We start from the raw sequence: 21,046 nt of genomic DNA, 5'->3' as shown, positions 1-21,046 counted from the left end.
TGCCTGCCGGCCGACATGCCGTGTCCGGCCTCTGCACGCCCTGTGGCGAGTCGTGAGCCGGCATCAGGAGATGATCGCCGCGAGATAGACCCTGAAAAGCCAACGGCCCCACCCCGGCAAGGGTGAGGCCGTCGAAATCCTGGGGCTGTGAGGCCCGCAACCGAATGCTCCTCACAAGCCACGACCTCCCTCGGGAGTCAAGACGGAACGCGTTTCCGTCAACGGGAAGGCTTTGCCTGGACCCTGGACCGCGGCCCGTGAGGGACCGTGAACGATGAACTATGCCTATGAGATACGCCGACAGGTGGAGGCGGCCCCGCGCGCCGCGTTGCCGGCTGTCGCGTCCGCACTGTGGAAGGCGTTCGGCGAGGGGCACCTATCCGAGGTCGAGGCGGAGGCGCTGGCCGCCGTCATCGAGGCGCGGCAGGCTGGCTCCCCAAATCGGGGGGATCAAACCAACGTGGGAAATTCCGACCTTGCCCAGGATCGACAGCGAGGCCCCAGGACGGGCACAGGCTCCCGACCGCGCACGGATGCCTCAATGGGGCGCCGTCGCCGCTGGGCGGCCTCTGGTCGGCTTCCTCCGGGCCTCGCGGCACGGTTCACGCTGGCCGAGCAAGCGGTGCTCGCCGTGGTTGCGGTCGAGGTGGCGAAGCGGGGCGACTGTCGCCTAGCCTTGGACCACATCGCAGCACTGGCAGGCGTGAGCCGCGCAACCGTCCGCAATGCGATCCGGCAAGCCAAGACGCTCGCCCTAGTCACGGTCGAGGAACGCCGGCTGGCCCGGTTCCGCAGCGACACCAACGTGGTCTGCATCGTGTCGCGGGAGTGGACGGCCTGGCTGCGGCTGACGCGGAAAGGGTTTCCTCAGATTGAGGATACCTCGGCGACGGGCGCCAAGGGGGGAGGGCGTAAATTCGTACCCGGCACGAATACACCTGTTTCCTACCCTGTGAGTTCAGAAGGTTGGAGAAGGAAAAAGGGCTACCGAGGCATAGAGGGTGACCCGAGCACAGGTGCCTTCCTGGGTGTCCAGAAGACCCGTAGCAGCAAGCGAGCGATGTAGATGCTTAAGCCGCAACCTGCCGCACATGAGATTATTGGTCCGGGTTCAGACCCCGACTCGGAACCGCTACCTTATCTTGCCTGATCAGCTCTAGTTCCTCGGCGCTGCGTTCCTCGATACCGATCAGCTTGTCATCGGCATGCTCCATGGCACAAATGAGTTCATCCAACTTGATCTGGATGGCAGCGGTATCCCTCGCGCCGGCTACGAGAATGACGCCAGCCAGGAGCATGGCAGCAATCGAAAGGAACAGGTTGAAGACAAGCGCCCAATGATCGTTGAAGCTGAGAAGTCCTCCCGCCCCAATACCTACGGCGACAGTGAAACATGTTGCGAGGAAGCCAGTTGGTTTCGAAAGCCACACAGCAAGGCCAACAATTGGGCGGTCGAGCATCGATCTTCACGCCTCACATCACAGCGAACGGATGGGCTACGTCGCCAGCGATCAGGAGCGAGCGTAAGGACCATTGCGGTTCCGAAATGGTGAAGGGGTGCCCGTCGTTCCTACTGGAACCCCTTCGCAATACGATGATATTCGCTTCGGATGAGCGACGGCCCAGCGGTTCTGATCCTGGCGGTCGAGACCGAGAGTGTCTTGCAGCACGCAGTTCGACATTGATCTCCCGCTGGAAGAGCATCAGGACAAGCCAAGCGGCCAAGATGGTCCCACATGGAAACACCCCACGATGTCGTTCCTGACCGTCATGCTGGCTCGTCACGCTGAGAAGCCAGGTGGGGAGTTCCCTGGAAAGGGCTCGACTTTTAAGGGGACGAGGGATGAAAAATCTCTCGTCATGCGTGGCTGGCAGCGGGCGGGCGCCTGGGCCGCACTATTCAGCCTGAGTGATGCGACAGGAGATTATCCACCTCCGAACGTCATCTATGCGGCTAAGCCGGAGCCGGTGGCGGAGGGAGCGAGCTTCAGCCATCGGCCGTGGGAGACCGCGGTGCCGGTCGCAAAGCGTCTGCACCTCGATCCGAATACGAACTACGGCGTGACCCAGGAAGCCGATCTGGTGAAGGAGATCACGGCGATGACGGGTGTGGCGCTCGTCTTCTGGGAGCACAAGGCGATCGCAGAAACGATCATCCCAGCCCTCCTGAAGGGCCAAGAGCTGCCGGGCATTCCGACAAAGTGGGATGGCGAACGGTTCGATGTCGTCCTGCGCTTCGATCGCGCCGTTCCGGATGCGCCATGGTCTTTCCGCCAGCTCTCGCCCCGCCTCCTTGACGGCGACACGGACCAGCCTTTCAAGAAGCGCACGTGATAATCCGTGAGCAAGCGCGAACGCCGTCAGGCCGCCTAGCACAGGGAGTATGCGACGACAGGTCGGCGTAGGCCAGTTCCCCACACCGCGCCCGTGACGCCTCGGGGCCGGGTGGTCGTGTGAAGGTCGATGCAGCGGGGAACAGGAACCACCGGCGCCGGCTTATGGCCTGCTTTAAGGTCTACCATATGCGCGCGCTGCTTCTCCTCGCTGCCCTGGCCATTCCAGATTTTGCCCGCGCCCAGGAGGCACCGCTTGCCGTTCCAATCGTCATCCCTGGAGAGATCGGCAAGGACGCTTGTCCAACGCAAGGCCGCGTAGCGGATCAGGCCGATGGAACTATCTCTGTCCGAAATGGCCCCGGTGAAAACGAGCCCTTCAAGGAGATCGACCGCCTTCGCGAGGCCGAGCCCGTCCTGGTTTGCGAACGTCTCGGAGGATGGTCCGGCATTGTCTACGGCTCTGATCTGCTTGGCTGCCGTACCACCGCCGTTCTCCCGGTAAGCCAGGAATACACCGGCCCCTGTCAGCGGGGATGGGTCCCGTCACGCTTCGTTAGCACTGGTACGCCCTGAAGATCGATCGGAACGCTGCCGATCACCTCGCCGTTACCGAGCGCTTTGATCCCATGCTGGGCTCACTCGATGGAGGATGGAATGAGCATTTTCGGTTCGATCATGTCGAAGATCTTCGGTGGCAGCGCGAGTGCGCAGGCTGCAGAACCTCATGCTTCTGAAACCCCAAACGTATCGGCGGCTTCGACCGGCGCTAGCGGCGCCGGATCTTCCACTAGCAGCGCGTCAGCTCCTGCGATGGCTGGTGCGCCCTCACCGGTCGCTGCAGGTTCGTCGAGCAGCCCTAAGACGAGCGTCGACGTCGGCCAGGTGCTGAGCGATATGGCGGCCAAGAAGGGTGAGACCCTCAACTACAAGCAGTCGATCGTGGATTTGATGAAGCTGCTCGACCTCGACAGCAGCCTGACCGCCCGCAAGCAGCTCGCCGACGAGCTGCACTACACCGGCGACAAGAACGACTCGGCCACGATGAACGTCTGGCTGCACAAGCAGGTGGTCCAGAAGTTCGCGGAGAACGGCGGTAAGGTGCCGGCCGACTTCCAGCACGCCTGATCGCCGCGTTTCGGCTTAGCCTTTCGCAACCAGGTCCGATGTTAGGTACGTGCGAGGTCGACCCGGCATCGGAACCGGAGGGCACGCTGTAGGCGGATCAACGGGTCTGTGGGAGGCGGCCCTGCCGTGGGGTGGAAAAGCAGGGCCGCCGCAGCGGATCGGGGGCGACCTGCTGGCTGCGGGTGCAGCGGCGCCCATAGTGGATCAGGCAGGTTGCAGAAGGATGAGCGACGAGACGGCGGCGGTGATCCTGGCGCTCGCAACCGAGAACGCGGAACTGCGCGTGCAGCTTGCCGAAGCGCAGGACCTCCTCGTCGAGGTGGCAGTGGATGCTGGCGTGATGCACGCCGAGGTCGAGGCGCTTCGTACGCAGATCGCAGATCTCGTGATCGGTAAAGTTAGGTCCACAACCCAAGCTTGACGGCTTGGACCGTCCGCGCTCGACCCAGGCTGTATCAAAACGCGCCACTCTGGTAGTCTGGATGCCAATCGGGGGAAGTCGGAAAATGGATGAGAACTTGCCTCAACGGCTCGTCAGTCTGACCAATGATCGAGAGGCGTGAGCTTCAGGTGCGAAACAGTTTGGCGTGCGTTGACGCAGAATGACGATCTTCGCGAAGCCACACAGCGATGAGTGGTTCGAGGCGCTAGAGCGCACCAACCCCCGGCAGGCTGCCGTGACACGACAGGCACTGACCGCATCCGGTCGTGAGGACGGGTGTAGCGTTTGCGGGGACGATCCCGCGACCGATTGCAAACTGGTGAGCCCGCCTCCAACCCCCGGCGTAGTGGCGACACTTCGGCTCTGCGATGATTGCCGCACCATTCGGATCATGACGCGGAACGAGCTGTACGAAGCGGTTGGGCCGAGCTAGCCAAGATCGTAAACGGGGCATTAACCACCCGCGGTGATGGTGGGTCTGATAGGGGGGCCGATCCCCCATCGACAGTCCTAGAAGTTGTAGGAGAAGCCACAAGGGTAGTGTGGCTGCCGCAATTGCAAATTGGGCCCAACCCCACGATAGAACAGTCCGGTGGACTAGGCTAAACTAGCCACGGTGCTCGTGGCAGGACATTGCCGCGGCGGGGCAACCCGACGATGCGGTGTGCCGGGGGATCGATGGATCGAACGAACCAACCTCAGCCGACCGCTGAGACCCGCACCTTACCCGACGGTCCTACGCTCGAACTGTTCGAGGCTACCCCGAACCCGTATTTGCTACTCGCCCCTGACGGTCCGACTTACACGATCGTTGGGGTCAACGAGGCCTACCTACACGCCACCATGACCAAACGCGCCGCGATCATGGGGCGCTCGATCTTCGACGTGTTCCCCGACGATCCAACAGCGCCGGAGGCCTACAGCACCCGGGACCTGTGCGCGTCATTTGACCGAGTGATGCGGACCGGCCAGCCCGACCGTATGCCTGTGTTGCACTACAACATTCGTCGCCCGGATGGTGTGTTCGAGGAACGGCATTGGCGCCCCCTCCAGGTGCCAGTGCTCGGGCCCGGCGGTGAAATCGTCAGCCTAATCCATTACGCTGAAGACGTGACCCAGGGCGTCCTGGCCGCGCGAGCCGCGCGGATGGCGCTCACCGCCAGCGAGGCTCGCTACCGGGCGATCGTGGAAAGCTCGACCGATTACGCGATGATTGCCACCAATCTTGACGGTACGATCACCACTTGGAACGCGGGCGCCGAGCACATTTTAGGTTGGTCGGCCGACGAGATGGTCGGCCAGACTGTTGACCGGTTTTTCACCCCGGAAGACAGGGCTGACTGCATACCTGCCCAGGAGATGCACAGCGCCCTGACAGTGGGGCGCGGCATCGACGAGCGCTGGCACGTGAGAAAGAACCAGGAGCGGTTCTGGGCAAGCGGCGAGATGGCACCGCTCAAGGACGAAGCAAGTGCCGTAATCGGCTTTCTTAAGATCCTGCGCGATCGCACCCCGCAGCGGGAGACCGAACTGGCGCTGGAGCGGCAGAGTGCGTTGCTGCGGACCGTGACCGACCACGTCAGCGAGGCAGTGTTCCGGCTTGACCCAGATGGTACGATCGTGTTCGCCAACCCGGCGGTCGAGCGACTGTTCGACTGGACGCCTGACGAGCTGCGCGGCCGCAACTTCCACGACACGCTGCATCACCACCATGAGGACGGTGCACTCTTCCCGGCGGAGGCATGCGTGTTCGTCCACGCCCTTCGTGAGGGCACCCCGCTGCTGGGCGAGGCGACCGTATTCTTCCGCAAGGACGGAAAACCGGTGCCGGTGGAGTGCACCAACATGCCGTTCCATGCTGGGGGGACAGTGTCCGGCGCGGTGATCACCGTTACCGATATGACCGAGCGCCGGCGGACACAGGAGCAGCAGCAGACGATCAACCACGAGCTGAGCCACCGCATGAAGAACGTGCTGGCGATCGTGCAGGCGATCGCCGCGCAGACGATGCGCTCGGCTCCCGATCTAACCTCAGCGAACGAGACCCTCGGAGCGCGGCTGATCGCGCTGGGCCGGGCACACGACATCCTGATCAACACCAGGTCGGGTGGCGCAGAGATGCACGCGCTAGCCGAGGCGGCGCTCGGCTTGCACGACGACCGGCAGCCAGGAAGGTTCCGCATTGAAGGACCGTCGGTCGCGGTCGGCGAGACGGCGATGATGTCGCTCACGTTGATGTTGCACGAGTTGGCAACGAACGCGGCCAAGTACGGAGCGCTGTCGGATCCGGCGGGCTCCGTGCGACTGTTGTGGCGAGTCGCATACGAGGCGGGACCACCGACTTTTCATCTACGCTGGGAAGAGCGGGGTGGGCCTCCCGTCACGCCCCCGAGCCACGCCGGGTTCGGGTCGCGACTGATCCAACGTGGGTTGTCGGGCGGTAGCAGCGGCCGTGTCGAACTGAGCTACCAACCGGACGGGGTGGTGTGCACACTGGCCGCCCCGTTGGCAGAAATTGAGGGGGGATGAAGCTCGGCCATCATCAGGCCTGAAGAAGCTTACGAGGCATGCGATGATCTGATGTAGCTACCCTGGCGGTCTCCGTTGACCGGCTTTGGGTAAGTTCCGGTCAAGAAGGGACCTGGTATGCAAGACAGTCATCGCGACTTGGTGGACGCACTTCATATTTGTATCACGGTGAACGAAGACTTCGCCCGCGAGGTTGCCGAGATCGCGGAGCAGTGCGAGTTGGACAGCAACCATGCCATCGCTGTCACCATGCGAGATATTAGCCGCAACCATAGGATCAGGGGTATGGAGAGCCGCGCTAACCTTGCCGCACTCCGGGAGCAGTATGCGGACACCTCCGAAGGCGAGGGAGGTTAAAGGGTAGGCCCCCATGATCGGTACCAGGAGCCGCAGGGCACAGAGGCCTCACGGGGCCTAAGGACGCCGCAGCCTTGTCCTGAACAGCCACCGAATGTCGATCCGCCCCGAGGACCGCTATTTCTACCCGATCGACTGGCGCGAACTGTCGGCCGAGATCCGTTTCCGGCGTGCCGGCGGCGCCTGCGAGGGCTGCAGACGCCCGCACGGGCGCATGGTCTACCATCTTGGCGACGGCCGGTGGTGGGATGCTGAGATCGGCGCCTGGCGTGACGGCAGGGGCAAAAGCCTCGCTGGGCTGCCGACGTTGGACGATCTGACAGGTGGCCTGCGCACGACACGCGTCGTGCTTGCGACGGCCCATCGGGACCACGACACCGCCAACAACGCGGATGCGAACCTGTCCGCGTTCTGCCAGCGCTGCCACGTGAACCACGATCGGCCGGAGCATCAGCGACGGCGCTGGCGAACGCTGTTTCGGCGCAGAGCACTGGGGGACCTGTTTCGGGGGATCTATTCACCATGACGGGAGTCAGGCAGGTGCCAGACATCATCGACCCCTACGCTTACCCGCCACGCGGCCTCGATTTGCTGCTGCCGCTCGCTACGTCGGCCTCGATCCGGGCGCGTTCCTGGCCTCGTGGACAGCAGGAAGCTCCGGCAGCCGACGAAATGAACCTGTTTCGCTGGTCACGGTTTTCCTAGGCGCGATGTCCAAGGACAAGCTGCCAATGGCTCGGTACTTCTTTGACTTCTACGATGGTGAGATGCACCGCGATGCGGTCGGCCACGAGTGTGAAGGACCTGACGACATCCGTTTAGAGGCGATGTATGCGCTTCCGGCGATCGCTAGAGACCTAAGTACCACAGGATGGCGACACGCAGTCCTACACCATCCTCGTTCGCAACGAGAGGCACCTTACCGTCTATACCGCGGCCCTGACGTTCGCGGGGATCTGGCTGGGTGAGGATGAGCCGCCGGTTGAGGAAGCCGATTGAGCTGACGGCAACTGCTTCTACTCTCGAAAGCCAGCGCGTTCGGCTTCAGCACGGAGACAGCCAAGAACCCGGTCGCGGGCCTGCGGGTCCGTGATCGCAGACCAAAGCCGAAGCACCATCACCGCCTCACCGGGGTCGCCCTCCGGCACAGCAGCCCAGAACTTGTCCAGGGGTATGTTGAGAGCGTCGGCAAGCTCGCGCAGACGGGTGGTTTGGTGCTCGGCCATGCTCAGATACTGCCAAGCTGACTGAAAGGTCCGTGCCTGAATGCAAAATTCAATCGCACGCGATCACGGCTTCGTTACCTCGTCGCTGTGGGTGAGCTTGCTAACCTAAGACCGATCTACCGGTCCCACCGACCTCGTTCCTCGTCTGCCACCGCCTCCACCGCCGCGATCGCGTTCTCCAGCTCTGCAACCCGCTTCAGCGTACTGTCGGCCGGCATGGTGTTGTACTTAGCAGCTTCCATGATGAGGTCGCGCTGGCGGGACTTGAGGCGGTCCAGGAGACGAACAAGGGTTTCCATCGGCGCCGTGTTAGCGAGACGTGCCTCCCTCGACAACATGGCACTCGCCAGCAGCGTTCAGTGCGTATGGTGTGATACCCCTCCCGCTACCGCGCTCCATACCGCACCGCTGCCGTACCTTACCGTGCACGACCGTGGCCTTGCCGCGGAGCGGCGATGGCCCTCACCAAGCGGGCCACAGGGGGCCACACGTTGCCACAATAGGCCCAGCGAAAGCCCACCATTCAAGGGTATTCACACCACACGCACTGAAGCTGTTCCGCCCAGCGCTCGACAATCTCACCATGTCACCTAAACTCCTTACTGGGATGCCACGCGTCGCCTTCCATGATTTTCTCGGTGGGCAATCGGCATCCAATAAGGGCGATCAATGACCCCCGCCCCTCCGCGCCCTCGCTATCAGCAGATATTCTTTGCTGGCGGTCGTGGGCTCATCGCTGTTCCTCTTCTGGCCGAGTCACTGGCTCGCCCCGCTTATCGACCCGTTCTTCAAGCGATATCGCAGCTCACATTCCTCAAGCGGCTGGAGCGCTGGATAGCTACCAAGCCCCGATGGCTTATTCTCGCGGTCATCGCAGTCCCTTTTCTGGGAGTGGAACCGCTCAAGGTGGTGGGCCTCCTCTGGATTGGGGAAGGACTGATCCTGCGCGGCGTCGGACTGCTCGCCTTTGCCTACGGCGCGAGCTTCGTTCTCGTTGAGCGCATTTATCACGCGGGACGGGACAAGCTCCGCACCTACCACTGGCTCGCCGTAAGTCTCGACTTTGTCACGGGTATCCGCGATGCCGTGCTCGCAAACCTGCGCAAAACACGAGCTTGGCAAATGGCGGAAACGACTGCCCGCGCAGCCGCGCACTCAGCCCGTGCCTCGCTTCACTGGATGAAAGCGCAGATGCAGCGCATCCGACGTCCTCGACAGGCATAACGGCTGCGCTGGATCACCCCAAAATTTGGGCGATGACAATATCGAACGCGAGCACAGGCTCTTTATGACATCCGGAGTGGAGGTAGGATCGAATGAGGTCATCCTGTCTCGCAGTTATGGAGACGGTGATGGTTCTGCGCACGGCCATGGACGAACTCTGCGCTGGGAGAGAATTCCTTACAAGTCATATCCTTGTCACAGCGACAGCTTTCCTCCGCTTCCTACCTGTAAGTCTCTGTCCCAACGAGCAACCTGCAAACGGACGTTTTCGGGTTCTGCAGAGGGTCGATAGCAGCTTGAGCGATATGTCAGATACCCGACCGTTTTTTCGACAGTCGCTTCGTTTGCGTGACGCGAAGCTGCGGAATTGAATATAGGCTTCCAGCCATGGATTGAGGCGGCTGCACCGTACCATGGGAAGTCAGGCGACCGCGGCGTTTCTCGATGCCTGCAGGAACCCAAGACCGAAGCGGCTGGCGAACACGTCTGCGGGCATCGGCTTACCGAACAGGTAGCCCTGTCCCTCCTGGCAGCCCTTCTCCCGTAGACAGGCGTGCTCAGCTGCCGTCTCGATACCCTCGGCGATTACAGCTAGATCGAACCCACGCCCAAGCTGCATGATCGCTCGCACGATCGTTACGTCCTGGCGCGAGGCAAGCATGCCGGTCACGAACGATCGATCGATCTTCAGCCGGGTGAGCGGGAAACGCTTGAGCAGGCTGAGCGAGGCGTAGCCGGTGCCGTAGTCGTCAAAGGCGATACCGACGCCCGCCTCTCGTAGGCTGCGCAGCGCGGCAACCAGCTCAGCATCGTGGTGCAGAACGATGTTTTCGGTAATCTCCAGCTCCAAGTAGGCGGCAGGCAAACCGACCTCCCGCAAGGTGGTACGCACCGTTTCGGCCAAGTCACCGCGCTGAACCTGGGCGCCGCACAGGTTCACTCCCATGCGGAACTCGGATGCTCCTACCCCGCGCCACGCCGCGGCCTGCGTGCAAGCGGTGCGGAGCACCCAGTCACCCACCTGCGCAGCGTAGCGGCTGGTATCGAGCACGTCGAGGAATGCTGCAGGTGCGAGCAGGCCGCGTTCGGGATGCTGCCAGCGGATCAGCGCCTCTGCCCCAACGAGCGCACCGTCGCTGAGGTGCACCTGTGGTTGGTAGAACAGTACGAACTCGTCGCGTTCGATGGCCCGACCGAGTTCGTCCCGGCAAGCACGGACGCGCTGCGCCTGTTGCCGCAGCACAGGGGTGAACAACCGATGGCAGTGCCGACCATCGCCCTTGGCCTGGTACAGGGCGAGATCCGCGCACGACAGTAGGTCGTCAGCGCTGTCGCCGTGCGCCGGCGCCAGGGCGATACCGATGCTGGTGCTAAGCCGAAGCGTCTGTCCCTCGTGCTCGAACGCTTCCGCAACCGTGGCAATGATCGTATCCGCCACCTCGGCTGCACGCAGTGGATCACCCATATCGGGCATGAGCAACACGAACTCGTCACCACCGAGCCGTGAGACCGTATCGGTGGGTCGGACGCAGGCGAGTAGGCGGGCCGCCATCACCTTGAGAGCGGCGTCACCGGTGGCATGCCCGTGACTGTCGTTGATCTCTTTGAAGCCGTCGAGGTCGAACATCAGCACCGACACGGCACGTGCGGCAGCGACGATCTCGGTAAGCCGCTCGCGCAGGACCGCACGGTTGGGCAGCTCGGTGAGCGGGTCGAGGTGAGCGAGGCGGAATAGATGTTCCTCGTTGGCGCGTCGTTCGCGGATGTCGCGCATGATCGCGCCAAAGGTCGCGCGGCCCTCCTCCTGCCACTGCGAAAGCGACAGCTCGATCGGAAACTCGGTTCCGTCCTTGTGGCGTGCCGGCAGCTCGACGGTCTTGCCGACGAGCCGCGGTTTACCACCGCCGGCAACTCGATGCAGACCACCTCCATGACCGCCGCGCATCCGCTCGGGCACGATCAGGTCGATGGGTTGCCCGACTGCCTCCGCAGCAGTGTGGCCAAACAGCCGCTCGGCGGCGACGTTCCAGAAGTTGATGCGCCCCTTTGCATCGGCACAGACGATGCCGTCCGGCGATGTCGATGCGATCTGAACGAAGCGGGATTGGCTTGCCCGCTGGGCGACCTCCAGCCGGCGCATCTCCAAGCGGTCGAGCGTGAGATCGGCCAACTGCTGCAGGATCTGCCGATCTCCATTGGAGAAACCATTGCGCGGCCGCGTGTCAGCGAGGCAGAGCGTGCCGACGGCATTGCCTGAGGGCGCGCGCAGGGGGATCCCTGCGTAGAAGCGGATATGCGGCGGCCCCGTGACGAGCGGGTTGTCATGGAAGCGCGGATCCAAGGCTGCGTCGAGAACGACGAGGGCGTCAGTCTGCGTGATGGTGTGCGAGCAGAATGCGACCTCGCGGCTGGTCTCGCATAGGCTGAGACCGACCTTGGCATGGAACACCTGCCGATCACGGTCGAGCAGAGACACGAACGCGGTCGGAACCTGAAACAGGCGCGCGGCCAAATTGACGATCTGACTGAAGGCCGGTGCGGGTGCCGAGCCGATGAGATCGTACTCAGCGAGCGCCGCGACGCGGGCGTCTTCGGCGAAGAGGATAGGAGTCGGCCGCACCGCAGAAACCTGATGATGGTATTCCGCCATGATCCTACCGACCGGTCGTTAAGAGACACCTTCCGGCTTTCGCTGACGTTGGACAGTCCTTACCAAAATAAACCATCCACGACCCTCGACCGGTCACCATGGCGATGTGTCGAGGGTCGCGTGGATCGAGGCAGGAATGTCACCGAGCTACGCAGACACTTTACGAAGACCTTCCTGTCGCATTCGTCCGTTCGAATGAGGGTAACTCTCAGTCCTGCTTGCTCATCAGGACGTCGAGCTTGTCGATGCGGGCAGGCTCCGCAAGAAGGGCGTTCGAACGCTTCATAAGGATCGCGGCGCCTTCGCCGGTGAGATGAGCCTCGCGTCCTGCCTCGTCCGGGAATGCCTCGAAGATGCCAAAGGTCGAATGGCTTAGGCGGACCCCGTACCAGGGAGAGGTGGCCGGCTCGCGTACGACGCAGGCCAGGATATCGCGCAAGAGGTCCTCGACCTCCGCCTCGCGTCCAGGTTTGGCCTCAAGGTGGATGTGGAGCGCCTTCGGGGTGGTTCTGCCCGCATCGCCCCGCATCGCCGCCGGACGATGCGGTAGTCCCTTGACGATGGCACCGAGTAGCAGGCCGGCTCCGGCAACGAACGCTCCCGTCAGCAGCGGATTAAGGGCCGCCTTCGTGTAGAGGCTGGTCTCCATGACGCGCCCCTCGTAGTTGCCGCGCTCCTCCAAAGCCTCGGTTGGGACGTCGAGGCCGCTCCTGTCGCGCTCGCGGCGAGAGGGCTTTCCGCTCGGCGTACCGGGAATGACGCTGGCGTTCATGCCCTTGTCCGTCAGGCCGGGGGCGAGATGTGCCATCTCGGCCACCGCCTTGGCACCTCCGCCGACGAACACGTCTCGCACGGGTTTCACGGCAGCCGTCAGGATCGCCTCGGCTACGGCCCCTGCCGCATAGACCGGCGGGACGTGGTGGGGCTCGCTGTCGAGATAGTTCTTGGCGTTGACCGTAAACGGGGTGTCGATCTGCCCGGGCTTGATCAAGGTCACCGAAACGGGCGCGTCTTCGTCTTCCAGCTCCATCCGCAGGGCGTCGGTGAAGCCCTTCACCGCGTGCTTGGAGGCGGAGTAGGCGCCCTGAAGCGGCACCGCGCGCTCGGAGACCTCGCTCCCGACGTTGATGAGCGCACCGCCATGCTGCTTCAGGTGCCGGATCGCTTCCAGCGAGCCGTGAACCAGGCCCCAGACGTTGGTGTCGAACAGCCGGCGCATATCATCGACGGAGACTTCGTCGAGCCGCCCGTACATGCCGATGCCGGCGTTGTTCACCCAGGTGTCGAAGCCACCAAAGGTCGCGCGGGCCTCATCCGCGATGTGGGTCAGATCCTCGGGTCTGGCGACATCGGCGACGACGACGTGTGCCCGTCCGCCCTTGCCTCGGATTTCCTCAGCGAGTTGGTGGAGCGCGCCTTCGCTGCGCGCCGCAAGCACGACCTTGGCTCCGCGTTCCGCAGCCATGCGGGCTGTCGCCAGCCCGATCCCGGAGGACGCGCCCGTGATGACCATGACCTGATCGGACAGGGGCTTCAGATTTGGTTTCATGACGGCTTTTCCCGGGGGAGTGGCTAGGAGTGAGTGAGAGTGCGGCGGCATCGCCTGCCGACGGAAAAGGCCCGGACGGCGCTTGCGCATCCTGTCCGGGCCCCTTTCAAGCAGACATCCGTTCGGAGTTCCGGAGGATCAGTCCTCCGACTTCTTCCGCGCCCCGGTGGAACCGGTGCTGCTTGCGCCCGAGAACGCTTCCTTGAGCTCCTTAGCGGCGAGCGTCTGGGCCTTCTCCGCGTCAGGCACCAACGGCGCCATGCCGAAGAACTCGTGCGTCACGCCCTCGTAGGTCTTGTGCGTGACCTCGACGCCGGCCTTCTTGAGCTTCTCGGACAGGAGCTTGCCGTCGGATGCGAGCGGATCGATCTCGGCGTTGATGACGGTGGCCGACGGAAGGCCCTTGAGGTCGGCCTTGCCGATGACGTCGAGGCGCGGGTCCTGCTTGTCCTGCGGGCCGTTGAGCGTCTTGTCGAAGTACCACAGCAGGTCGGCCGAGCTCAACGGCGCGGTCATCTTGTGCTCGCGATACGAGGGCGTCTCGGTGTCGACGCCGGCGACCGGATAGACCAGCAGCATGTGAAGCGGTGCCTGGAGCTTCATGTCGCGCGCGGCGATGGCCACGTTGATCGCAAGGTTGCCGCCGGCGCTCTCGCCCGCCACCGCGACGCGCTTGGTGTCGGCGTTGAACTGGCCGCCGTTCTCGATCACCCACTTGTAGGCGGCGATCGCGTCCTCGCCCTGGGCCGGGAACTTGGCCTCGGGCGCGTGACGGTACTCGGCCGACACCACGATGGCTCCGGTCTTGTGCGCCAGCGCCATCGCGGACGCCTCGTAGGTCTCGATGTCGGCGATGACAAAGCCGCCACCGTGCCAGTACACGATCACCGGGAGCGGACCGGAGCCGGTGGTTTCGGGGGTGTAGATCCGAACCGGCTGGGTTCCGCCACCGGTCGGGAAGGTCATGTCCTTCTTGGACACCTTCATGGCCGCCATCAGCGCTACCGGGTCTTTACCCTCGGCCTTGAGCACGGCCTTGACCGCGTCGGCGGGCGTTGGCTGCTTGCGGGCCTCCTCGACGGAGAGCTTGGCGACCGGTTTCACGCCGAGCTTCTGCAACTCCTTGAGAACCTGGCCCATGGGCTTGTCGGCCTCGCGCATCTCCTGCGCCTGGGCGGCCTTCTCGTCCTTGGCGAACACGGGGGAAGCGGCAAGCAGGCCAAGGCCGAGTAGGGCCGCCAACGATACGGATGTGAAGGCGGTTTGCTTCGTCGCGTTCATAGGATCTCCTGGGACCGCATGATGCGGCGCCCGGATAGAACCCTGCTGCGCTCCAGTGGTTCGGCTGAAGATCCTAAACGCCAAATGAGACCCATAACCAGCGTTGAACGCGCTAAGACGCACATGCCGTAGAAAACCGTTCTTTACCGTTCTGGGCCGCCGGCGTTTTCACACAGCTTGGACCCAACTTGGACATCTGTCCTATCGGCTCAGATGTCGGCAATCCGACCGTTTTCCCGACTTGTACGGCTGCGTGCAGCAATACCCGAGAAAGGTGGGAAGCAGTCCTTGCTGGCGCGGCCGAAAGAAGACCTCGCTTCGCCGGGATAAACGGCGGAGCATGGATCGTCGACCGCCCCCTTCGTTCCTACTGCTGCGCCTCACGGGCCTTGCGGGCCATCTCGTTGAGGGTCGTCACCGCTTCGTCGAAGCGGTGTTCCGCCTCGGCTTGACGCTGGAAGCCGACCCGCTGCACCAGGATCTCACGCGGGGTGGGCTGCTCTTGGAAGAGCGACATGACCTCGTCGATGAAATCGGCCAGTGGCAGGTATCCCTGGCGTGTCGCCTGTCCCGGGGTGAGGTCGGTCTGCACCGCCGGCGGCACCACCTCGATGACCTCGACCTTGCCCTTGAGCGCCTCGCGCAGCGCGACCGTGTAGCTGTGCAGGGCGGCCTTGGTCGCCGAGTAGGTCGGGGCCGACACGAGCGGCACGAAGGCGAGGCCTGAGGTGACGTTCACCAGGGCGGCATCGGGCTGCCGGCCGAGATGCTCGATCAGGGCGTCGGTGAGCCGGATGGGACCGAGCAGGTTGGTGATGACCGTCGCCTCCGCGTCCGAGAGGTCGCGAGGCTGGTCCAGCGCCTCGAAGCGCATGATCCCGGCGTTGTTGACGACCACGTTGAGGGCCGGGTGCTCGGCCATCACGCGCCGCGCGAAGTCGGCCACGCCCTCGGCGCCGTCGGCATCGAACGCCATGGCATGCATATTCGCGCGTCCCGCAATCGTCCGCTGCAGCGCCTCCGCCCGCCTGCCGGCGACGATGACGGTGTTGCCGATGTCATGGAAGCGTTGGGCGAGGGCTTGGCCGATGCCGGAGCCGCCGCCGGTGATGAGGATGGTGTTCCCTGACGTCTTCATGTGGGCGACCTTCGTTGTTGCCGCCCATGAGGTTATGGCCCATGCTCTCCGAACCGAAGTAGGCACCAAAAAGATTTATACGCACCAAACGGAGAGTGTCGCATGCGTCGGGCGGAGGCTGATCCACGGATCGAGGCGCGTCGGAAGGAACCGGTCCCGGCCGAGACCGACCCGATCATCGAGGCGTTGGTCCAGGACATCATCGGCAAGGTGGCCGACAAATGGACCATGCTGATCCTCGAAGCCCTGCACGAGCGCGGCACGCTGCGTTTCACCCAACTCGGCAAGGCGGTCGGCCGTATAAGCCAGAAGATGCTGACCCAGACGGTTCGCCAGATGGAACAGGACGGCTTGGTGCGTCGGACGGTGCACCCGGTGATCCCGCCCCACGTGGACTACGCGCTCACGCCGCTCGGCGAGAGCCTGGGTGCCGCCTTCTGCGGTGTGTGGATCTGGGCGGAGACGCACCATGCCGAGATCAAGCGGGCACGCGAGGCTTTCGCGTCGCGGGAGTGCCGACGACCCGTTCAGGCGTGACTCGGTCTTAATCCAGAGGCTGACCGTAGCCCGCTGGGTCTGCGTTAGGGTGCCTGCAAGCGGACCTTCCGAAGGTCTGCAAAGGGTCGTAGGCGGAATGGCCGGTCGGGGGGCAACAGAGCCTTCGCCCTTCGTTCCAGGACAGACGTTCCGCCACGACCCGTTGCAGGCAAGGTCATCAGGCTTCCACCCCATCCAACCCGCTGGAGGACCAAACCTCGCCCTATCCAGAATTGAACGCCTACGTACTTTACAACCCATAGTTGCATAGTATCGTAGCTAGCACCGCTGGGCGATGGTGATCGTGAGTGACCGCCCGCTGGATCAAGCCTGTGTTCCGCGTCGTCGTGCTGAAGTCAGCACCTGATCGTAGGGGGCATAACATGGTGGTGGTACTCGACCCTCGGACTGGCAAACTCGTCCAGATCCGTGTCCCACCTCGACCGCCGCCGAAGCCTACGACGTAGCGCGCAAGAAGCAGTCTGAGGGGGGGGCGAGGCTGCGGCTATTCAGTTGAGTTGCAGCCGCGATCCATCACCCCGGGCCAACGCTCGACCAACCTTGAACAGGGCAGCTTTGACCTCCCTCAAACCTGACGTCGCATCGTGCTGCTCCATCAGCGAGTGTACGATGAGGAGGTGATCCGCGATGGTGTCGAGGGGCAACACGGCCTGCGTAGCTGTGTGGGTCGGCGGCGGGATGAACCTCTCGATCCCACCATACGCTGCGATCTCACGCGCCTCAGTTGGAGCAAACTCGGTCATGGACCCGAGATAACCGAGGAATGAGCGTCCAGGCGGACCAAACGAGGGAACGCCTCCGGCCGCAAGCCACCGCACCGACCCGTCCGCACACTGGATGCGAAACCGCACACTGAACTCGGCCTGTGCCTGAGCAGCCTCTAACAGGATGGCCCTGACAGCACCCTGGTCGCTTTCCAGGACGGGCGTGGTCCAGCTGTCCCGGTATGCCGCCTCACGCGTCTGTCCGGTGTAAGAGCACCATTCCGGGCAGATGTACGTGACTTCACCCTGAGCGTCGGTCGTGAAGATCACCAGCACCTCCCGCTTCAGTTCGCATGGGCCACCATCCTGGCACAATCTTTGAACACACAAGTCGTTTGCGCTACAATCATGCGCGTTAGTGTCCCCCTATCACCTCACACGGATGATCTTTGGAGGGTGATGTGCTAAGCGAGAAAAATGTTTGTCATGAGAACTTGAAGCGGATTGCAGATACGCTTCGTATCTCTGTGGATGATTTTTATGTAAATAGCGAGTATTATAAAAAGCACGAGCAGACTGATCGAATGTTGAGTTTGTGGGAAAAACTATCGACTAGCAGGATGCGTGAAGACGCGCTCGATGCCATCCGTAGCATTGCTCGAAAAAAATAATAGAGTAATATATAAAAATTATCAAATCAAGAGTTACAGACAGTACTCAGCTAGAATGTGCCTTCCGTTGCTTGTTCGAGGTACTCTTGAGCCACACAGGATCGGGTTTGATCCTTTAGCACAGGCGGCGCAACGTTTCCTTCCTCGGGAGACGGCCTTACCGCTTTATTGTACGAAGCGCCTACAAGCGGACCTTCCCAAGGACTGCTTTGGGTCGATAGCAACCCGAACGACGTGTCTGATATCCGACCGTTTTCCCGACGGCCGGCATGAGCGCATCGTGGGCAATCGAAAACAGCCTCGTTTCTGTCGGGAAACTATGACCGGTTTTCTATTGCGGATAAAACGCTCTTGGACCACTATCCCGACATGCTCGTTGGATATGCCCGCGTCTCCACCCTCGACCAGAACCTCGACCTGCAGCGTGATGCGCTGAAAGGCGCCGGGTGCGAGAAGCTGTTCGAGGAGAAGAAGTCCGGCAAGGCTGGGACCAAGCGTCCGGAGTTCGAGGCGGCGCTCGCCTACCTGCGACCCACAGACGTGCTCGTGGTGTGGAAGCTCGATCGGCTCGGCCGGTCGCTCGTCGAGATGATGCGCACCATCGACAGCCTGCGACTGAAGGAGATCCACTTCCGGTCGCTGACCGAGCAGTTCGACAGCGATACCGCTCACGGGCGTTTTGCCCTGCAGATGCACGGCGCGATGGCGGAGTACTTCCTCGACCTCAATCGCGAGCGCACGATGGAAGGCCTCAAGGCGGCGCTGGCCCGCGGGCGCAAGGGTGGCCGGCCGAAGAAGCTGACTGAGGCCGACATCGAGGTCGGTCGTGCCCTCCTCCAGACCGGCACCATCTCGATCGCGGCGATCGCCAAGCGCCTTGGGGTGAGCCGGGACACGTTCTACAGCTACTTCCCGCAGGCGCGGGCACGCAGCCAAGCCTCGGCCGTTGGCAAGACAGGCTGAGCCGATGCCGATCCGTCCCGAGCACCGCTTCTTCTACCCGATCGATTGGCCGCAGCTTTCGGCCACGATCCGCTTCGGACGGGCGGGTGGCGCTTGCGAAGGTTGCGGGCGCCCGCACGGACAGACCGTCTACTGTCTCAGCGATGGCCGCTGGTGGGATGCCGCTGCCGGCACCTGGCGTGATGGGAAGGGACGGACACTCCCTGCCCTGCCGACGATCGAGGATCTCGGTGCGATCCGGTCGACCTACGTCGTGCTCGCCACGGCCCATCGGGATCACGACACAGCCAACAACGCGGCCGCGAACCTCGCCGCGTTCTGCCAGCGCTGCCACATCAATCACGACCGGCCTGAGCACCGCCGTCGGCGCTGGCGAACCTTGTTTCGCCGGCGGGCAATGGGGGACCTGTTCCGGGGGCCTCACGCGCTCTGAGAGCGGACGTCGCTTCAAGCGCCTTTTTTATAGACGGGAAATAACTGCTTCCTGGTTCAGACGTGTAGCCCGAGCTTGCGCGCGAACGCTGCGAGGTTGGCGTCACAGATCGCCTCAGCGTCACAGATCCTATCCATTTCGCGATCGAACGTAGCCCATCGCATACCCTTCGGCTTAACGATCGGATCACCGATGCCGCCGTCGGCGCCAAGGCGATGGCGCAGCTTGAATGCGCGCGAGAGGGCGCGATCCTGGGGCGTCTCCCGCTGGCTCCGGTAGCCTAGGCGGTGGGCCTTGCGCGAGGCGAACGTCATGGCGCCAGGCGGCAGGTACAGCTTTGTAGTACGGGTGCCCAGCTTGGGGCAGAGGAACCACCAGCGTCGGCCGCCCAGAGGCTGGGGCGTCGTCTCTAGCTGGATCCAGTAGTCCGAGGAGTGTGTATCACCGCCTCGGCGAGTGGTTGTGTATTGCAGGCGAACGCGACCGGTCTCGCGATCAAGCTGGCTCTCGAAGCCGACTGAGCCGACGTGCACGCCAGTCCGGATGTTCGTCCAGGTCAGAGTACCAGCGAGAGCGCATTCGGGGATGAAGTTGCGCTGCTCCAGTAGGCGAGGAAGGTTGAGTCTCAGCCCGTCGTCAGTCGTGGGGCGGCCACCCCACCGGCCGCTGCCGTATCCGCCCATAGCGTCATTCTCTTAAAACATTTTCGCGTTGCGAGGCGAGCGCTGCCCCCAGCGAACGATGAGCGCCGAGGTCAGCACCGAGATTATCCGAAATCATGTGGCGATTTCGATTTCTTGAGAAATTTAATCAACTTGGAGCGGCAGGCGTCATGTGCCCGCTTGTGGATGTATCGCCCATTCGGTTCCCATCTCGGTTAGACCGGCCGGTAGATTTGATGTCTCCTACAAGGGGCTTGATCAGGACAGGAGGAAGCCCCGAGGACGCCACGGTCGCGATCTCGGTAGCCTCTTGTAACGACAGCGAGATCGAATGATGGAACTGATCTGGGTTGGCGTGTGCCAGAAACTTGCGAGGCCACCTCGGACTGATAGGCGTCACGTTCGCTTCTGGTCTTTCGATCCCTTCGCACGTGCGCGCGCAGCGCGTGCGGCCCGCGCCGAAGGCGCGGCGTGAGGGAGTATCTTTGGAAGATCCTTGATCAATCTTTGATACGTTATTGTTTCTTCCTTGATGGTACGCCTTAAGCAACTGATTTTGCTGCGGTCTGTCCGAAGAGTCGAAAAAACTCTGCGTGGCCTGCGCAGCTTGCCAGGAAGGTCGCCCGCCAAGCGGCCGTGCGTTTCGTATGGGCTCGGTGGGTCGGACGCACGACCCCTACCATCTCCACCCCTGTGATGTGGGAACGGACCGGGCACAGATATGGGATGGCGCTAAGCCGTTCCTGCGCTTGGCGATAACGTTCGGGGTGAATGACGCGCAACGCGGCCTCGTGCGCTGCCCCCTGAACCTCCCGCTCCTCTGGCTCGCCTGTTCCAGGTAAGGCGTAGGGATAGATAACCTGTGCACCTGCATTCAGCCCCTCGACGAGGTGGGTGACCTCCTCGATGAGGCCTGCATCAGTCAGCAATGCGAGTGCACCCCACAGCGCTGCGCTGCCATCCTCCTGACCCATCGCCTTGAACCGGGTGAACAAAGGATCCCATTGTGCCGTGAGGCCGTCGGCGGCGAAGCCCCAGATCGTGAAGGCGCCATGGTTGAGAATCGGCGTGGAAGAAGGACCCGGTTGACGGGTTGATCGGCGTCCAATCGGGACCCACCCCCGGCTTCTCCTCCATGCTCCCAGCCAGTCAGGGCGGGAGCCAGCCGGGATGTTGATTGTGGAGACCATCGCCAAGG

The 21,046-nt window shown here is 62.9% G+C and carries 20 protein-coding genes and 1 pseudogene; 12 read left to right on the top strand and 9 right to left on the bottom strand.

What is annotated here, in order from left to right; translation table 11 throughout:
* Positions 1–274: 274 nt before the first annotated feature.
* Positions 275–1,066: a helix-turn-helix domain-containing protein gene (locus MKK68_RS06395; RefSeq protein ID WP_244029355.1), complete on the top strand. Its 792-nt coding sequence runs from the start codon at positions 275–277 to the stop codon at positions 1,064–1,066.
* Between the two features lie 31 nt (positions 1,067–1,097).
* Here the strand turns inward: MKK68_RS06395 and MKK68_RS06390 are convergent, their stop codons facing one another.
* Positions 1,098–1,460 carry a low affinity iron permease family protein gene (locus MKK68_RS06390; protein ID WP_244029352.1) on the bottom strand — a complete coding sequence of 121 codons (363 nt, stop codon included), beginning with the start codon at positions 1,458–1,460 and terminating at the stop codon, positions 1,098–1,100.
* 292 nt (positions 1,461–1,752) lie between these two features.
* Between MKK68_RS06390 and MKK68_RS06385 the strand changes: the two genes are divergently transcribed.
* From MKK68_RS06385 to MKK68_RS29875, 7 genes are all read left to right on the top strand, one after another.
* Entirely contained in the window at positions 1,753–2,334 is a 582-nt protein-coding gene (locus MKK68_RS06385; RefSeq protein ID WP_244029350.1) for a histidine phosphatase family protein, read from the top strand.
* A 656-nt stretch (positions 2,335–2,990) separates the two neighbouring features.
* Positions 2,991–3,461: a DUF3597 domain-containing protein gene (locus tag MKK68_RS06380; RefSeq protein ID WP_244029348.1), complete on the top strand. Its 471-nt coding sequence runs from the start codon at positions 2,991–2,993 to the stop codon at positions 3,459–3,461.
* A gap of 223 nt (positions 3,462–3,684) precedes the next feature.
* Positions 3,685–3,882 (top strand): hypothetical protein, encoded by a 198-nt coding sequence (locus MKK68_RS06375; protein WP_244029346.1) that lies wholly within the window; start codon positions 3,685–3,687, stop codon positions 3,880–3,882.
* Between the two features lie 678 nt (positions 3,883–4,560).
* Positions 4,561–6,432, top strand: coding sequence for a PAS domain S-box protein (locus MKK68_RS06370; protein ID WP_313899217.1), 1,872 nt, complete (start codon positions 4,561–4,563; stop codon positions 6,430–6,432).
* Between the two features lie 451 nt (positions 6,433–6,883).
* Positions 6,884–7,315 carry a hypothetical protein gene (locus MKK68_RS06365; RefSeq protein ID WP_244029342.1) on the top strand — a complete coding sequence of 144 codons (432 nt, stop codon included), beginning with the start codon at positions 6,884–6,886 and terminating at the stop codon, positions 7,313–7,315.
* A 14-nt stretch (positions 7,316–7,329) separates the two neighbouring features.
* Positions 7,330–7,494, top strand: coding sequence for a hypothetical protein (locus MKK68_RS06360; RefSeq protein WP_244029340.1), 165 nt, complete (start codon positions 7,330–7,332; stop codon positions 7,492–7,494).
* Positions 7,495–7,499: 5 nt separating this feature from the next.
* The gene (locus MKK68_RS29875) at positions 7,500–7,757 is read left to right on the top strand and encodes a DUF6894 family protein (RefSeq protein ID WP_409567180.1); all 258 of its coding nucleotides are present in this window, start codon (positions 7,500–7,502) and stop codon (positions 7,755–7,757) included.
* A gap of 374 nt (positions 7,758–8,131) precedes the next feature.
* On the opposite strand, the gene MKK68_RS06350 is transcribed toward MKK68_RS29875, so the two are convergent.
* Positions 8,132–8,314 (bottom strand): hypothetical protein, encoded by a 183-nt coding sequence (locus MKK68_RS06350; protein ID WP_244029338.1) that lies wholly within the window; start codon positions 8,312–8,314, stop codon positions 8,132–8,134.
* 370 nt (positions 8,315–8,684) lie between these two features.
* Between MKK68_RS06350 and MKK68_RS06345 the strand changes: the two genes are divergently transcribed.
* Complete coding sequence (locus tag MKK68_RS06345; protein WP_244029337.1) at positions 8,685–9,239, top strand: hypothetical protein; 555 nt, start codon at positions 8,685–8,687, stop codon at positions 9,237–9,239.
* Between the two features lie 421 nt (positions 9,240–9,660).
* On the opposite strand, the gene MKK68_RS06340 is transcribed toward MKK68_RS06345, so the two are convergent.
* The 4 genes and pseudogenes from MKK68_RS06340 to MKK68_RS06325 all read right to left on the bottom strand — a co-directional run bounded on the left by MKK68_RS06340 (position 9,661) and on the right by MKK68_RS06325 (position 15,857).
* Positions 9,661–11,889: a putative bifunctional diguanylate cyclase/phosphodiesterase gene (locus MKK68_RS06340; RefSeq protein WP_244029334.1), complete on the bottom strand. Its 2,229-nt coding sequence runs from the start codon at positions 11,887–11,889 to the stop codon at positions 9,661–9,663.
* A gap of 535 nt (positions 11,890–12,424) precedes the next feature.
* A pseudogene (locus tag MKK68_RS06335) lies at positions 12,425–13,438 on the bottom strand (SDR family oxidoreductase); the annotation flags it as partial.
* 138 nt (positions 13,439–13,576) lie between these two features.
* Positions 13,577–14,719 (bottom strand): alpha/beta hydrolase, encoded by a 1,143-nt coding sequence (locus MKK68_RS06330; protein WP_210246743.1) that lies wholly within the window; start codon positions 14,717–14,719, stop codon positions 13,577–13,579.
* A gap of 367 nt (positions 14,720–15,086) precedes the next feature.
* Entirely contained in the window at positions 15,087–15,857 is a 771-nt protein-coding gene (locus MKK68_RS06325; RefSeq protein WP_244029330.1) for an SDR family oxidoreductase, read from the bottom strand.
* Between the two features lie 102 nt (positions 15,858–15,959).
* Here MKK68_RS06325 and MKK68_RS06320 point away from each other — a divergent pair, with 102 nt between their 5' ends.
* Positions 15,960–16,394, top strand: a complete 435-nt coding sequence (locus MKK68_RS06320; protein ID WP_243949046.1) for a winged helix-turn-helix transcriptional regulator — start codon at positions 15,960–15,962, stop codon at positions 16,392–16,394.
* 509 nt (positions 16,395–16,903) lie between these two features.
* Here MKK68_RS06320 and MKK68_RS06315 read toward each other — a convergent pair.
* Complete coding sequence (locus tag MKK68_RS06315) at positions 16,904–17,449, bottom strand: PAS domain-containing protein (protein ID WP_243949047.1); 546 nt, start codon at positions 17,447–17,449, stop codon at positions 16,904–16,906.
* 710 nt (positions 17,450–18,159) lie between these two features.
* On the opposite strand from MKK68_RS06315, the gene MKK68_RS06310 reads away from it, so the two are divergent.
* Together MKK68_RS06310 and MKK68_RS06305 are read left to right on the top strand one after the other, a co-directional pair.
* A complete protein-coding gene (locus MKK68_RS06310; protein WP_244029403.1) occupies positions 18,160–18,753 on the top strand; it encodes a recombinase family protein in 594 nt (197 codons plus the stop codon).
* Between the two features lie 4 nt (positions 18,754–18,757).
* Positions 18,758–19,186, top strand: coding sequence for a hypothetical protein (locus MKK68_RS06305; RefSeq protein ID WP_244029328.1), 429 nt, complete (start codon positions 18,758–18,760; stop codon positions 19,184–19,186).
* 56 nt (positions 19,187–19,242) lie between these two features.
* Here MKK68_RS06305 and MKK68_RS06300 read toward each other — a convergent pair whose 3' ends face one another.
* Both MKK68_RS06300 and MKK68_RS06295 read right to left on the bottom strand, forming a co-directional pair.
* Positions 19,243–19,500 (bottom strand): hypothetical protein, encoded by a 258-nt coding sequence (locus tag MKK68_RS06300; RefSeq protein WP_244029326.1) that lies wholly within the window; start codon positions 19,498–19,500, stop codon positions 19,243–19,245.
* An 890-nt stretch (positions 19,501–20,390) separates the two neighbouring features.
* Positions 20,391–21,046: hypothetical protein (locus MKK68_RS06295; RefSeq protein WP_244029324.1), on the bottom strand; the 656-nt coding region annotated here is incomplete at its 5' end.

This window comes from Methylobacterium sp. E-016 (genome assembly GCF_022829745.1).
GTDB lineage: Bacteria > Pseudomonadota > Alphaproteobacteria > Rhizobiales > Beijerinckiaceae > Methylobacterium.
Note: the sequence above shows the minus strand (reverse complement) of the source record. Positions and strands in the feature narration are given on the sequence as shown.